Source organism: Pseudomonas tohonis, assembly GCF_012767755.2.
Classification (GTDB): domain Bacteria; phylum Pseudomonadota; class Gammaproteobacteria; order Pseudomonadales; family Pseudomonadaceae; genus Metapseudomonas; species Metapseudomonas tohonis.
Window position 1 is genome coordinate 6,504,511 of record NZ_AP023189.1, and the last position, 13,942, is coordinate 6,518,452.

A 13,942-nucleotide genomic window follows, 5' to 3' on the forward strand; every position below is an offset into this window, starting at 1 on the left:
CGTATCTCCTGGACAGGGCGGCCCGGCGGTTGCCGGTGCCTGGTCGCCAGGATTCGCCGAACGGAGAATCGCGTCGATTACCTGCCAGGTAATGGCCGGGCCTCACCGGCTCGACTATCGTCGCTGCCATGAACGCACCCACCCACCCCGTCGGCGCCCTGTTGCGCCAGTGGCGCCAGCGCCGCCGCCTCAGCCAGCTCGACCTCGCCTGCGACGCGGAGATCTCCACGCGCCACCTGAGCTTTGTCGAGACCGGGCGCGCCCGGCCCAGCCGCGAGATGCTCCTGCACCTGGCCGAGCAGCTGGACATCCCCCTGCGCGAACGCAACCGCCTGCTGGCCGCTGCCGGCTACGCACCGCTGTTCCCCCAGCGCACCCTGGACGACCCGGCCCTGGCCGGAGCGCGCCAGGCCATCGAACAGCTGCTCAAGGCCCACGAACCGAACCCGGCGCTGGCCATCGACCGCCAGTGGAACCTGCTGGCGGCCAACGACGCGGTGCTGGCGCTGATCGCCGGCGTCGCCCCTGAACTGCTCGGCCCACCACTCAACGTGCTGCGCCTGACCCTGCATCCGCAGGGCCTGGCGCCGCGCATCGCCAACCTCGGCCAATGGCGCGCCCACCTGCTGGAACGCCTCCGGCACGACATCGAGGTGAGCGGCGATGCCGAGCTGCAGGCACTGTACGACGAACTCGCCGCCTACCCGGCCCCGCCCGCACCCGATGCCCTGGTCGCCGATGGCGTGCTGGTGCCGCTGCAACTGGACACGCCGCTGGGGGTGATCAGCTTCATCAGCACCATCACGGTGTTCGGCACCCCGGTGGACGTGACCCTTTCGGAGCTGGCCCTGGAGACCCTGTTCCCCGCCGACCCGGAGAGCGCCGAACGGCTGAAGCAGATCCTCCGGATGGGATGATTTATCGCCCGACCGTCATAAATCACTCTTTCGGGTAATACCCTCCAGGGCCCGGCGCAGTAGGCTGGGCGCGCACCGATTGGTGCCCACACAACCCACCGCTTTGTCTGCTCACAACAACAACAAAAGGAGCACGCCGGGATGCTTTCAGACGCTCTATCACGCGCTTTCATCGGATTGCTGCTGGGCCTCGCCGGGGCCGGGATGGCCCTCGCCGCCGAACTCGCGCCCATCGACCAGGTGCAGGTCCACGCCTGCCGCGCCACCAGCAGCCTGCTGCTGTTCCGCGGCGAAGGTTTCCAGGAAACCCACAAGACCCGCTTCGATGCCGACATCAAGGCACTGGATACCGCGTTCCAGAGCGTGCCGCAGCCCAGCGACGGGCTCCGGCAGAAGTACCGCGCGCTTGTTACCCAGCTGCAGCAAGGTGTTTCCTACGGCCACAACGAAGAGGACGTGCCCTGGCGCTTCCCCCAGGAACTGGCCAAGTCCCTGCGCGACTTCCTCATCGCCGCCCGTGCCACCCCCGGCAACACCGCCGAGGGCGAACTGCCGGCCAAGGTGGAATACCTCGCCGTGCAATACCTCAGCCGCGCCTACATCGGCACCTTCGAGATCGCCCGGGAAAGCAACGACACCTACATCGGCCAGGACGAACGCACCCTGCTGCCGGCCATCGACGCCCAGCTGCAGCCGATGGACAAGAGCGACCCGGCGGTGGGCAAGCTGAAGACCCGCTGGAGCTTCCTCAAGACCGCCCTCAGCGACATGAACAGCCAGAGCAACACCCTGGTCAGCGCCTCCGGCCGGCCCTACGCGCCGATGATGGTCGACCGCCATGCCCGCTCGATGAGCGCGCAGCTGCTGGCCGCGGGCGGCTGAGGCAAGGGGCAGCGCGGGTTATCCACAGGCGGCGGAGCCCGGCCCAACACCGTAGCGGTGGACCGGTGAAGCGCGGTCCACCCTGCATCGCCTGGCACCTCTTGCCCGCACGGACGTCTCCGCCGGGTAGGGTGGATAACGCTCTTTTTATCCACCGGCGGACTCGCCCCAAACACCAACGCCACGCCCCGCTCCCGTGGGAGCGAATTCATTCGCGATGGAACTGCCGGCCACCCGCAGCCGAGAGCCGGCGGCGAGCCTTTCGCGGCTGAAGCCGCTCCCCCAGGGGGAGGCGGCCCAACCGCGCACCACGTCACGCGGTGGCTTTCTTCTCGCGGATGCAGGTCGGGCCGGCGCGGTGTTCGATGGCCTGCTCGACCTCTTTGCGCATGCCGAGCATGAAGCCCAGTTCGGCGACCACGAACAGCGGGCCGACCACCAGCCCCATCAGGTCGTCGACGAACGCCGGCTTGCGGCCCTCGTAGTAGTGGCCGACGAACTGGATCACCCAGCCCACCACGAACAGGCCGAGGCCGGCGCTGAGCCACAGGGCGGTGGACTGCACGGCCAGCGCGGCGCCGGCCCAGAGGCTGAGCCAGAGGAGCGCGGTCATCACCAGGCCGAAGCGCAGGTCGAGGCGGAAGTAGAAGACGGCGGAGGCCAGCGCCACCAGGGCGGCCGGAGATATCCACAGGCCGGCGGCAACCAGGCCGGGACGCGACAGCAGCACGGCCACGGCGACGACGATCAGCGGGATGCCGATGAAGTGGCTGAAGATGTTGCGCCGGTCGCGGTGGTATTCGGCGTACTGGGAGAGATGATCGACGAGGGTTTTCATTGTTATGTCCTCAGGTTGCAGGCAGTTGCGCCGATAATGGCGCCTGTCCTGACCTATCCTCTGTCAGCTAGCCGACAAAGCCCATCGCCCGATGCCCGAACTTTCCGACTGCCGCACCTCCCTGCTCACCGGCCACTGGTTCGCCGGCCTGCCCGCACGCCTGCAGGACGCACTGGTGAGCCAGGCACGCCCATTGAACCTGGCAGCGGGCGAATGCCTGTTCCGCCGGGGCGACCCGCCCTGCGGGCTGTATGCGGTGATCGAGGGCGCGGTGCGCGTTGGGGTCAGCGCGGAGAACGGCAAGGAGGCGCTGCTGGCCCTGGTGGAGCCGCCCCACTGGTTCGGCGAGATCTGCCTGTTCGACGGCCAGCCACGCACCCATGACGCCTTCGCCGAAGGCCCGACGCAGTTGCTCAACGTGCCCCAGGCGGCGCTGCAGAAGATGCTGGAGGCGGAGCCGGCCTGGTGGCGCGAGTTCGCGCAGCTGATGAGCCAGAAGCTGCGCCTGGCCTTCATCGCGCTGGAGGAGATGAGCCTGCTGCCGGCGCCGCAACGCCTGGCGCGGCGGTTGCTGATGATCGCCGAGGGCTATGGCGAGACGAGCGGCCGGCGCCGGGTCATCCACCTGGCCCAGGAGCAACTGGCGCTGATGCTGGCGGTGTCGCGGCAGACCACCAACCAGATCCTCAAGGAACTGGAAGCCCAGGGCGTGGTGCACCTGAACTACGGCGAGATCGAGATCCTCGACCTCGTCGGCCTGCGCCAGGCGGCGAGGCTGTGAGGCTGTGAGGGGTCAGGCCGGCCCGCGCAGGGCCTCGGCGAGCTGACGGCCCAGCGCCACCGCATCTTCCAGCCGGGCTTCCAGGCGCGCCATCTCCTGGCGCCAGGCCTGCTGGTTCTCGTGCTGCAGCGCCCAGTGATCCGGCAGCGGCGCCAGCGCCTCGCGCAACTGCGCACCCTGCCCGTCCAGGCCGGCCATCCGATCGCCCAGGGGCTCCAGTGCGGCCACGCCTCCGGCCAGCCCGGCATCCTGCCCGGCCAGGTGGGCGACGGCGGCGGCGGTCTGCTGCTGGATGTCCTCGGCCATGCGCCCGACTTCCTCGGTGGCAACGGCGGTGCGCGCGGCGAGATTGCGCACCTCGTCCGCCACCACGGCGAAACCACGCCCGGCGTCACCGGCACGAGCAGCCTCGATGGCGGCGTTGAGCGCCAGCAGGTTGGTCTGGCTGGCGATGGACTGGATGCTCTGGGCGACCTTCTGGATCTCGCCGCTGCGCTCGGCCAGGGCCTGGACGCGCTCGCGGCCGGTGCCGCTCTCGGCGAGCAGCGCGGCGAAGGCCTGGCGGGCCTGGTCCAGCTCGGCGCGGCCCTCGGTGCCGGCCTGCTGCAGCTGCGTGGCCAGTTGTTCGAGGCGGTCGAGATCGGGCGGCACCACCCCGGCGTCCTGCCGCTGCAGCCAGATCGCGCCGTCCTCCAGGCGCTGGCGCAACAGGCTGTCGAGCTGGCTGGCGAGGCCTTCCAGGCGCAGGCGCTCGGCGGCGTGGCGGTCGGCCTGCACCGCCAGTTCGGCCAGGCGCGGGGCCTGGTCCTCCAGCGGCTCGTCACGCGGTTCCTCCGGTACTTTCCAGGGCCCCAGCCAGGGCCACAGCGCCAGCACCAGGTAGGCCGGGATGCTCCAGGCGGGCGGCACCTGCCAGCGCGTGTAGACCAGCATCAGCAGGGCCAGGCCCAGGGTGTGGAACGCGACGGCATAGGGATGGCGAGCGTAGGCAGGACGCATGGGCTTCTCGGGTGGTTCTTGTAGTGGAGGGATTCTGGCCGTTCGGCCGGCGACTGGCCAGTTCTGGCACGCATGCGAAGAGCCTCTGGAGCGCGGATGCGTTGCGTGAAGGCTCAACGCCCCAGGCTTTCGCGGTACTGGCTCGGCGCCTGGCCCGTCCAGCGCTTGAAGGCGCGGCTGAAGCTGCTGGTGTCGGCGAACCCGAGCAGGTAGGCGATCTCGCTGATGGAGCAGCGCGGGTCGCGCATGTGCACCAGGGCCAGGGCCTGGCGGGTGTCGCCAAGCAGTTGCTCGTAGCTGCTGCCCTCTTCCGCCAGGTGGCGTTGCAGGCTGCGCAGGCTCAGGTGCAGGGACTGGGCGATACGCTCGGCCGAGGGTTCGCCATTGGGCAGCTGGGCTTCCAGGCAGGCGCGCACCTTGCGCGCCCAGGTGGGCACCTGCAGTTGTTCCAGGGTGCGCTTGAGCACCGTCTCGTTGTGCTCGGCCAGCTCGGCGTTGGCGTCTTCCAGGGGCCGTTCGAAGTCCTCGCAGGCGAATTCGATCAGGTCTTCCGGGGCGCCGAAATGCAGCGGGCAGCGGAACACCTGGTGCCAGGGTGCCGGGTCGGCCGGTTGCGGGCGACGCAGGTGCACGGCCAGCGGCGCGTAGTCGCGGCCCAGGCGGTTGCGGCAGGTGCGCACGTAGATGGCGGCGAAGGCGTCGACCGCCTCGGGCGCCGGCGAGGGCCCTTCCTCGGGCACCTGGAGGCGGAACTCGTAGCGCTCGCCGCGCCGGCTCAGCTGCAGGGCGAGCGCGTCACTGACCACCTGGTGGTAGCGCTCGATGCGCTCGAAGACCTCGCGCAGGCTGGCGCTGGCGATCAGCGCGTAGCCCAGGGCGTGGAAGGTGGTGGGGCTGACGTAGCCGGAAATCTTCAGGCCCAGTGCCGGGTCGCCGCTGGCCTGGACCGCCAGTTGCCACAGGCGCGTGGTGGCGGAGAGCGGGTAGCGGGCGTTGGGGTCGTCCATCAGCGCCGGGTCGAGGCCGGCCTGGCGGCACAGGCCGTCGCTGTCGAGGCCGAGGGCGTCCAGCTGCTTGCGCAGGGCTCGGGTCCAGCTGGCGAGGGTTGAGGGCTCGTCGCTCATGCAGGTTGGCGTATCCGGTCAACAGGTTGGCGTTCAGGGTCAGGCGTGGCGCGCACCGCCTCGGCAGAGTGGGCACACGACGAGCAAGAGGATGTAAGCATGTCCCCGACTACCGCAAGCCCCGCAAAGCTGAATGATCAACAGCGATCAGCCCATATTCGTGAAGTGGTGATGGCCCACGGCGCAGCGCTGCGCCAGCGCTACCCGATCCTCAACCGCCAGGACCTGATCGGCGCCGGCATTCTCGCCTTCGCCCTCGCCGGCATGGTCGGCTCGGCGGTGCTCTACCTGAACGGCGCAATCGCCTGGTGGGCCTGCCTGCTGGTCAACGCCTTCCTCGCCTCGCTGACCCACGAGCTGGAGCACGACCTCATCCACAGCATGTACTTCCGCAAGCAGAAGGTGGCGCACAACCTGATGATGGCGCTGGTGTGGCTGGCGCGGCCGAGCACCATCAACCCGTGGGTCCGCCGCCACCTGCACCTGAACCACCACAAGGTCTCCGGCACCGAGGCCGACATGGAGGAGCGCGCCATCACCAACGGCGAGCCCTGGGGCATCGCCCGGCTGCTGATGGTGGGCGACAACGTGATGTCCTCGCTGATCCGCATGCTCCGGGCCAAGAGCTGGGAGCACAAGAAGCTCATCCTGGTGCGCACGCTGAAGGTCTATGCACCGCTGGCGCTGATGAACTGGAGCGCCTGGTACGTCTTCCTCGGCTTCCACGCCATCAACGGCGTGAGTGCGCTGCTGGGCGCGCCGGTGGCCTGGTCGGACACCACCCTGGCGGTGATGCAGGGTGTGGATATCGCGGTGGTGGTGCTGGTCGGCCCCAACGTGCTGCGCACCTTCTGCCTGCACTTCGTCAGCTCCAACATGCACTACTACGGCGACGTGGAGCCGGGCAACGTGATCCAGCAGACCCAGGTGCTCAACCCCTGGTGGCTGTGGCCGCTGCAGGCGTTCTGCTTCAACTTCGGCAGCACCCACGCGATCCACCACTTCGTGGTCAAGGAGCCCTTCTACATCCGCCAGATGACCGCCCCGGTGGCACACAAGGTGATGCGCGAGATGGGCGTGCGCTTCAACGACATCGGCACCTTCGCCCGCGCCAACCGCTGGCGGGCGCAGCCGCAACCGGCGACCGAGCGCGCACAGACCGCCTGACGCCTGCCCCGTAACCCCAAACCTAAGATGGGCCGCCTCGCGGCCCTTCTGCGCCTACTATCGCCGCCATTCCGCCAACGACAGCGCCCGGACCACCCACGGCCCGGCAGGTATCGCGCCGCGGAAAATCCGCTCAACCGTGAAGAAGAACGAAGAGGTACCGGCATGAAAACCTGGATCTGTGTGGTCTGTGGCCTGATCTACGACGAAGCCAAGGGCTGGCCCGACGAGGGCATCGCCGCCGGCACCCCCTGGGCGGACGTGCCCGAGGACTGGATCTGCCCCGACTGCGGCGTGGGCAAGATGGATTTCGAGATGCAGGAAATCTGAGGGCACGGCCGGGAAGTCCGCCCGCAGGGCAGGGACTTCCCAGATTTACCGGATATCCCGCACACACCGCGTGGGGCGCCTGCCCCGCGTATCAGAGCGGCTGTGGATCACCCTGGCCGCGCCGCTCCAGCGCCTGCATCAGCAATTGGCGACCAGCGCCGAGAACCTCTTCCTGCAAGGGCTCGCTGGCGAGCATGCGCGCGATCACCAGGGCGCCGACGCACTGGGAGATCACCGCCCAGGCCAATTCGCCGTCTTCGAGGATTTCCGCCCAGGCCTGCTGCAGTTGCAGCATCCAGTGCTCGGCGGTCTCGCGCACCGGCAGGCCGGCACGGGCAATCTCGGCGCCCAGTGCGGGAATCGCGCATCCGCCTTCGGCATTGCGCACATGGGCCATGCTCAGGTAGTGCTCCAGGCAGCGCTGCAGCCGCGCCTGGTCGAAGCCTTCACCCTGGGCGACCTGGCCGATCAGGCTGCGTGACAGCTCGCGCTCGACGATGGCGGTGAACAGGTCGTCCTTCGACGGGAAGTGGCTGTAGAAGGCGCCGCCGGTGAGGCCGATGGCTTTCATCAGGGCATCCACGCCGGTGCTGGAGAAGCCGCCGGCCTTGGCGATGGCGCCGCTGCTTTCCAACAGTTTCTGCCGGGTTTCTTCCTTGTGGGTGGGGGAATAACGCATGTCGACCTCCGCAAGACACACTGCTTGACGCGGGTTGGACTGTAGCATAACGTCCGTTCAGCTAACGACCGTTTAGTTAAAGGTGACTGCCATGAATACCGAATCGAACAACAACAAGGTGGTGCTCGTGATAGGCGCCGGTGATGCCACCGGCGGTGCCATCGCCCGGCGTTTCGCCCGCGAGGGCTACATCGCCTGCGTGACCCGGCGCAGCGCGGACAAGCTGCAGCCGCTGGTGGACAGCATCCGCGCCGAAGGCGGCCAGGCCCACGGCTTCGCCTCCGACGCGCGCAAGGAAGAAGAGGTGGCCGAGCTGGTGGAACGGATCGAGCGCGAGATCGGCCCGATCGAAGCCTTCGTCTTCAACATCGGCGCCAACGTGCCCTGCAGCATCCTCGACGAGACCGCGCGCAAGTACTTCAAGATCTGGGAGATGGCCTGCTTCTCCGGCTTCCTCACCGGCCAGGCCGTGGCCCGGCGCATGGTCACCCGTGGGCGCGGCACCATTCTCTTCACCGGCGCCACGGCGGGCCTGCGCGGCGCGGCCAACTTCGCCGCCTTCGCCGGCGCCAAGCACGGCATCCGCGCCCTGGCGCAGAGCATGGCGCGCGAGCTGGGGCCTCGGAACATCCACGTCGCCCACGTGGTGGTGGACGGCGCCATCGACACGGATTTCATCCGCGACACCTTCCCGGACATCTACGCCCGCAAGGAGCAGGACGGCATCCTCGACCCGGAGCACATCGCCGAGAACTACTGGTTCCTGCATAGCCAACCCCGGGACGCCTGGACGTTCGAACTCGATCTACGCCCCTGGATGGAACGCTGGTAGTTGTGCAGTCGGCCGGCTGCGCGACGCTCAGGCGTTGTTGGCGATCCCGTGCGAAATGCTCATTGGCAGAAGCCAACTCCGCTTTCACCCGGGTCCGCCGCCTAGCCTGAACGTAGCTCGCGCGGCCTCACGAATTCGCTGACAAGAAAGAGAAAAACCATGAACAAGAGCGTCGAATTCTTCTTCGATCTGGGCAGCCCGGCCAGCTACCTGGCCTGGACCCAGCTACCTGCCCTGTGTGCCCGCAAGGGCGCGACCCTGGTGTATCGGCCAATGCTGCTGGGCGGGGTGTTCCAGGCCACGGGCAATGCCTCGCCCAATGCGGTGCCGGTGAAGGGCCGCTATTCGATGATCGACCTGGACCGCTACGCCAGGCGCTATGGCGTGCCGCTGGTGTTCAACCCGCACTTTCCCATCAACACGCTGACGCTGATGCGCGGCGCCATCGGCATCCAGCTGCACCAGCCGGAGCGCTTCGAGGCCTACCTGGAGGCGATGTTCAGGGCGATGTGGCAGGAGCGGCGCAACCTGGGCGACCCGGCGATCCTCGGCGCGACCCTGGTCGAAGCCGGTTTCGATCCGCAGGCGCTGCTGGCGCTGGTGGGTGACCAGGCGGTGAAGGACGCCCTGAAGGCAGCCACCGAGGAGGCGGTGAAGCGCGGGGTGTTCGGGGCGCCGACCTGCTTCGTCGGCAACGACATGTTCTTCGGCCAGGACCGCCTCGACTTCATCGAGGAGGCCCTGGACTGAGGCCTCAGGCGGCCTGCAACAGCCGGGCGGGCAGACGCCGCAGCAGGTCGGGGTCGAGGCGCAGCAGGCGCGCGGCGCGCTCTTCCAGCAGCGCGCCGACATCCTGCCCCACGGGCAGGCGCAGCAGCCCGGCACAGAGGTTCATCACCAGCGCCTCGCGGGAGAAGACCCCGGCCCCCAGGCCGTAGAAGGCGGCCACCAGCTCGCGCAGGCCGAAGGGCAGGCGCCAGCGGATGCGCAGCGCGGAGCCGAAGCTGGCGGCGCGCTTGCGCAGGGTTTCCAGCAGCTCTTCATCACCGAGTTCGCCCCCGGCGTCCTGCCAGTCCTGCAGGCTGCGCAGCAGGGCCAGTTCGCCCATGTTGTGCAGCAGGCCGGCGGTGTAGCAGAGCTCGGCATCCAGGTCGAGCTCGCTGGCCATCCAGTAGCCCAGCTCGGCACTGCGCTGGGATGACTTCCAGGCGATCTCGGCCAGCTCGGCGAGGCGCGGGTCATGCAGGTGGGCGTTGCGTTCCAGGGCCATGCCGAGCACCAGGTTGAGCACGCGGGTGACACCCAGGCGGTGCAGTGCCTGGCCGAGGGTCTGGCAGGGCATGCCCAGGTGGTGGGCGGCGCTGTTGGCGGCGGCGATGAGCTTGGCGGTGATCTGCGGGTCGCGGGAGAAGACGTCGTCGAGGTCGCGCAGGTCGACATCGCTGGCCTGCAGGCACTGGCTGACGGCGTCGCGCACATCGCTGAGCAGCGGCGCGCCCTGCCCTTCCTCCCGCACGCTGTCGAGGTATTCCCTGAGGGTGCCGACCAGCAGCGGTGCCACGGCACTGCGGCCCTGGTCGGCCCCTGGCAGCAGGGTACCCAGGCGCTGGCGCAGGCCTTCGGCATTGAAGGGCTTGCCCAGGTAGGCGCTGGGCGCCAGGGGCAGCGCGGCGCGCACGCTGCTGGCGTCGACCTTCTCGCTGATGAGGACGAAAGGCAGCACCGGGGTACGCGGGTGGCGCCGGAGCTGGCGCAGCAGCTCGAGGCCGCCGCCGCCCTGCAGCTCGCCATCGGCGATCACCAGGTCGGGCAGGCGCCGCTTGCAGCGGGCCAGGGCCGCCTGGGTGTCGGTGACGCGCACCAGGCTGGCATCGCCACGTACATCCAGCACCAGTTGCGCGAGCAGGTCCGCCGTCCAGGGGTCGGCCTCGGCAATCAGGATTTCCGGGACCTTGGCGTGGGCTGGCATGTGAACCTCGAAGGGCAGCGCGATCCAGGGGCGTGCCCTGGAAGTCGGAATGCGATGGAGTTGGCAAAAAAAGCGAGCGCGCAGTCTAAACCGCGCCCCATGGGCTGGGTAGTGGCCTTTTGAGGGTATTGACCACCGCCAGGTGTAGGCCTTGATCCAGGGCAAAAAAAGACCCGCCGAAGCGGGTCTCAAGTACGCCTGGCTGGTGAGCCTCAGGCGAGTTCGTCGAAGCACTCGGCGACAATGGCCAGGCCTTTGTCGAGCTGCGCATCGGGAATGGTGACCGGCATCAGGAAGCGGATGACGTTGTAGTAGGTGCCGCAGGACAGCAGGATCAGGCCCTTGTCGCGCGCCTTGGCGACGATCTTGCCGACCAGCTCGGCAGCCGGCTTACTCTCGTCGCCGCCTTCGAACAGTTCGATCGCGACCATGGAGCCGAGGCCGCGGACATCGCCGATGACCTTGTGCTTGGCCTGGATTTCACGCAGGCCGGCCTTGAGGCGCTCGCCCACGGCCTGGCTGCGCTCCAGCAGTTTCTCTTCGTCGAACACCTTGAGCACGGCCAGGGCCGCGGCGCAGGCGATCGGGCTGCCGGCGTAGGTGCCGCCCAGGCCGCCGGGAGCGATGGCGTCCATGATCTCGGCCTTGCCGCACACGCCGGAGATGGGGAAGCCGCCGCCGACGGACTTGGCGAATGTGGTCAGGTCCGGGATCACGCCCAGTTGCTCGGTGGCGAAGAAGGTGCCGGTACGGCCGGCGCCGGTCTGCACTTCGTCAGCGATCAGCAGGATGCCGTGCTGGTCGCACAGGGCGCGCAGGCGCTGCATGAAGGGCTTGGAGTTGACGTAGAAGCCGCCTTCACCCTGCACCGGCTCGATGATGATCGCGGCGATGTCCTGGGGCTGGGCGTCGTTCTTGAAGATGCGCTCGATGCTGGCGATGGAGTCGTCTTCGCTCACGCCGTGCAGCTCGCAGGGCGCCAGGGCGCGGAACACGCCACCGGGCATCAGGCCCATGCCGGCGGAGTACGGGACCACCTTGCCGGTCAGCGACAGGGTCATCATGGTGCGGCCGTGGTAGGCGCCGGTGAAGGCGATCACGCCGGCGCGGCCGGTGGCGGCACGGGCGATCTTCACGGCGTTCTCGACGGCTTCGGAGCCGGAGGTGACCAGCAGGGTCTTCTTGGCGAAGTCACCCGGTACGCGCTTGGCGATCTCTTCGCAGAGCTCGATGTAGGGCTCGTAGGCCAGCACCTGGAAGCAGGTGTGGGACAGCTTGGTCAGCTGCTCCTGGACGGCGGCGACCACTTTGGGGTGCAGGTGGCCGGTGTTCAGCACGGCGATGCCGCCGGCGAAGTCGATGTACTCGCGACCTTCCACGTCCCAGACGGTGGCGTTCTCGGCGCGCTCGGCGACGACCGGGTGGATCTGGCCCACGCCACGGGGGACGGCGGCGGCACGGCGTTGCAGCAGGGATTCGTTGGTCTTGCTCATGGGTTCCTCACGGCCGCTCATCGGGCGGCGCAGCTTCAAGGATGAATGCCCCCGGCAGGTTGCAGCGCAGCATTCGATGATCGACTGCGCGGGCCTGCCGGAGGCTCGATGTGGTTCATGGGTACCGCTGGGGCGCCGCGCGCTCTTTCGCGCCTTGCCCCGTCTTTGCATCAGATTCAGATACCGCCGAGGCAGAGGTACTTGATCTCCAGGTAATCCTCGATGCCGTACTTGGAGCCTTCACGACCCAGGCCCGAGGCCTTGATGCCGCCGAAGGGCGCCACTTCGTTGGAGATCAGGCCGGTGTTGATGCCCACCATGCCGTACTCCAGCGCCTCGGCCACGCGGAACACGCGGCCCAGGTCACGGGCGTAGAAGTAGGAGGCCAGGCCGAACTCGGTGTCGTTGGACATGGCGATGACTTCGGCCTCGTCCTTGAAGCGGAACAGCGGGGCCAGCGGGCCGAAGGTCTCTTCCTTGGCCACGGCGGCGGTTTTCGGTACGTCGACCAGGATGGTCGGCTCGAAGAAGGTGCCGCCCAGGGCGTGGGGCTTGCCGCCGGAGACGACCTTGGCGCCTTTGCTGACCGCGTCCTGGATGTGCTCCTGGACCTTGGCCACGGCCTTCTCGTCGATCAGCGGGCCGGTGGTGATGCCCTCTTCCAGGCCGTTGCCGATCTTCAGCTTGGCCACGGCCACCTTCAGCTTCTCGACGAAGGCGTCGTACACGCCGTCCTGCACGTACAGGCGGTTGGCACAGACGCAGGTCTGGCCGTTGTTGCGGTACTTGGAGATCAGCGCGCCATCGACGGCGGCGTCGAGGTCGGCGTCATCGAAGACGATGAAGGGCGCGTTGCCGCCCAGCTCCAGGGACACCTTCTTGATGTCCTGGGCGCATTCAGCCATCAGCTGGCGGCCGATCTCGGTGGAGCCGGTGAAGGACAGCTTGCGCACGATGGGGTTGCTGGTCAGCTCGCCACCCACTTCGCCGGCGCTGCCGGTGACCACGCTGAACACACCTTTCGGGATGCCGGCGCGCTCGGCCAGCTCGGCCAGGGCCAGGGCGGAGTACGGGGTCTGCGAGGCGGGCTTGAGCACCATGGTGCAGCCGGCAGCCAGGGCCGGGCCGGCCTTGCGGGTGATCATCGCGGCGGGGAAGTTCCACGGGGTGATGGCCGCGGTGACGCCGATGGGCTGCTTGATGACGATCAGGCGCTTGTCCGGCTGGTGGCCGGGAATCACGTCGCCGTAGATGCGCTTGGCTTCTTCGGCGAACCATTCGATGAAGGAGGCGGCGTAGGCGATCTCACCCTTGGCTTCGGCCAGCGGCTTGCCCTGCTCGAGGGTCATCAGGCGACCGAGGTCGTCCTGGTTCTCGATCATCAGCTCGTACCAGCGGCGCAGCTTGTTGGCGCGCTCCTTGGCGGTCAGCGCACGCCAGGCCGGCAGGGCCTTGTCGGCCGCTTCGATGGCACGACGGGTCTCGGCGGTGCCCATCTTCGGCACGGTGCCGAGGATCTCGCCCGTTGCCGGGTTGTTGACCTTGATGGTCTGGCCGCTGTCGGCGTCCAGCCAGGCGCCATCGATATAGGCTTTCTGGCGGAACAGGGTGGCATCTTTCAATTGCATCGCTGTCTCCTTCACACCGGTTACAAGGAGCCGGGGGCACGTTGTTTTTGTTCGGCCAACACGGGATTGGCCAGGAGGGGGATCCGATTGGAACGGCCTGACTTGGCGTTTGCAAGGGGCGTTTGAAATCTCAAACGAATCCTAGGGCCAGAGGGGGTAAAGGGCAATAGCCTGTTCGATAAAACAGACGAAAAAGGGAAAATTTTGCAGGTTTTACTGTGCAGAATCGAGCACGAGCGTCATTTTCGTTCGAAATCACGAACATTCGTGCCAGCGTGGACGCTGGCAGCCCTTGCAGGTATC

General features: G+C 67.9%; 13 protein-coding genes and 1 pseudogene. 7 read left to right on the forward strand and 7 right to left on the reverse strand.

What is annotated here, in order from left to right; all coding sequences use genetic code 11:
• Nucleotides 1-128 precede the first annotated feature (128 nt).
• Both HSX14_RS29855 and HSX14_RS29860 read left to right on the forward strand, forming a co-directional pair.
• Nucleotides 129-917: an MmyB family transcriptional regulator gene (locus tag HSX14_RS29855; RefSeq protein WP_173176992.1), complete on the forward strand. Its 789-nt coding sequence runs from the start codon at nucleotides 129-131 to the stop codon at nucleotides 915-917.
• A 141-nt stretch (nucleotides 918-1,058) separates the two neighbouring features.
• The gene (locus HSX14_RS29860; RefSeq protein ID WP_173176994.1) at nucleotides 1,059-1,799 is read left to right on the forward strand and encodes a hypothetical protein; all 741 of its coding nucleotides are present in this window, start codon (nucleotides 1,059-1,061) and stop codon (nucleotides 1,797-1,799) included.
• A 313-nt stretch (nucleotides 1,800-2,112) separates the two neighbouring features.
• Here the strand turns inward: HSX14_RS29860 and HSX14_RS29865 are convergent, their stop codons facing one another.
• Entirely contained in the window at nucleotides 2,113-2,637 is a 525-nt protein-coding gene (locus HSX14_RS29865) for an Mpo1 family 2-hydroxy fatty acid dioxygenase (RefSeq protein WP_173176997.1), read from the reverse strand.
• Between the two features lie 91 nt (nucleotides 2,638-2,728).
• Between HSX14_RS29865 and HSX14_RS29870 the strand changes: the two genes are divergently transcribed.
• Nucleotides 2,729-3,418 (forward strand): Crp/Fnr family transcriptional regulator, encoded by a 690-nt coding sequence (locus HSX14_RS29870; protein ID WP_173176999.1) that lies wholly within the window; start codon nucleotides 2,729-2,731, stop codon nucleotides 3,416-3,418.
• Nucleotides 3,419-3,430: 12 nt separating this feature from the next.
• On the opposite strand, the pseudogene HSX14_RS31765 reads toward HSX14_RS29870, so the two are convergent.
• Both HSX14_RS31765 and HSX14_RS29880 read right to left on the reverse strand, forming a co-directional pair.
• Nucleotides 3,431-3,880, reverse strand: a pseudogene (locus tag HSX14_RS31765) (methyl-accepting chemotaxis protein); the annotation flags it as partial.
• 650 nt (nucleotides 3,881-4,530) lie between these two features.
• Nucleotides 4,531-5,541, reverse strand: a complete 1,011-nt coding sequence (locus HSX14_RS29880; RefSeq protein WP_173177001.1) for an AraC family transcriptional regulator — start codon at nucleotides 5,539-5,541, stop codon at nucleotides 4,531-4,533.
• 99 nt (nucleotides 5,542-5,640) lie between these two features.
• On the opposite strand from HSX14_RS29880, the gene HSX14_RS29885 reads away from it, so the two are divergent.
• Nucleotides 5,641-6,708 carry a fatty acid desaturase gene (locus tag HSX14_RS29885; protein WP_173177003.1) on the forward strand — a complete coding sequence of 356 codons (1,068 nt, stop codon included), beginning with the start codon at nucleotides 5,641-5,643 and terminating at the stop codon, nucleotides 6,706-6,708.
• Between the two features lie 165 nt (nucleotides 6,709-6,873).
• Nucleotides 6,874-7,038, forward strand: coding sequence for a rubredoxin (locus HSX14_RS29890; protein WP_021220460.1), 165 nt, complete (start codon nucleotides 6,874-6,876; stop codon nucleotides 7,036-7,038).
• 91 nt (nucleotides 7,039-7,129) lie between these two features.
• Here the strand turns inward: HSX14_RS29890 and HSX14_RS29895 are convergent, their stop codons facing one another.
• Nucleotides 7,130-7,717 (reverse strand): TetR/AcrR family transcriptional regulator, encoded by a 588-nt coding sequence (locus HSX14_RS29895; RefSeq protein WP_173177005.1) that lies wholly within the window; start codon nucleotides 7,715-7,717, stop codon nucleotides 7,130-7,132.
• 91 nt (nucleotides 7,718-7,808) lie between these two features.
• Between HSX14_RS29895 and HSX14_RS29900 the strand changes: the two genes are divergently transcribed.
• Nucleotides 7,809-8,549 carry an SDR family oxidoreductase gene (locus HSX14_RS29900; RefSeq protein ID WP_173177008.1) on the forward strand — a complete coding sequence of 247 codons (741 nt, stop codon included), beginning with the start codon at nucleotides 7,809-7,811 and terminating at the stop codon, nucleotides 8,547-8,549.
• Nucleotides 8,550-8,708: 159 nt separating this feature from the next.
• A complete protein-coding gene (locus tag HSX14_RS29905; protein WP_173177010.1) occupies nucleotides 8,709-9,299 on the forward strand; it encodes a 2-hydroxychromene-2-carboxylate isomerase in 591 nt (196 codons plus the stop codon).
• 4 nt (nucleotides 9,300-9,303) lie between these two features.
• On the opposite strand, the gene HSX14_RS29910 is transcribed toward HSX14_RS29905, so the two are convergent.
• The 3 genes from HSX14_RS29910 to gabD form a co-directional block, all read right to left on the reverse strand.
• Nucleotides 9,304-10,518, reverse strand: a complete 1,215-nt coding sequence (locus tag HSX14_RS29910) for an HDOD domain-containing protein (protein WP_173177012.1) — start codon at nucleotides 10,516-10,518, stop codon at nucleotides 9,304-9,306.
• A 212-nt stretch (nucleotides 10,519-10,730) separates the two neighbouring features.
• A complete protein-coding gene (gabT, locus tag HSX14_RS29915; RefSeq protein ID WP_111263944.1) occupies nucleotides 10,731-12,011 on the reverse strand; it encodes a 4-aminobutyrate--2-oxoglutarate transaminase in 1,281 nt (426 codons plus the stop codon).
• A 176-nt stretch (nucleotides 12,012-12,187) separates the two neighbouring features.
• Nucleotides 12,188-13,639: an NADP-dependent succinate-semialdehyde dehydrogenase gene (gabD, locus tag HSX14_RS29920; protein WP_111263943.1), complete on the reverse strand. Its 1,452-nt coding sequence runs from the start codon at nucleotides 13,637-13,639 to the stop codon at nucleotides 12,188-12,190.
• Nucleotides 13,640-13,942: the final 303 nt, after the last annotated feature.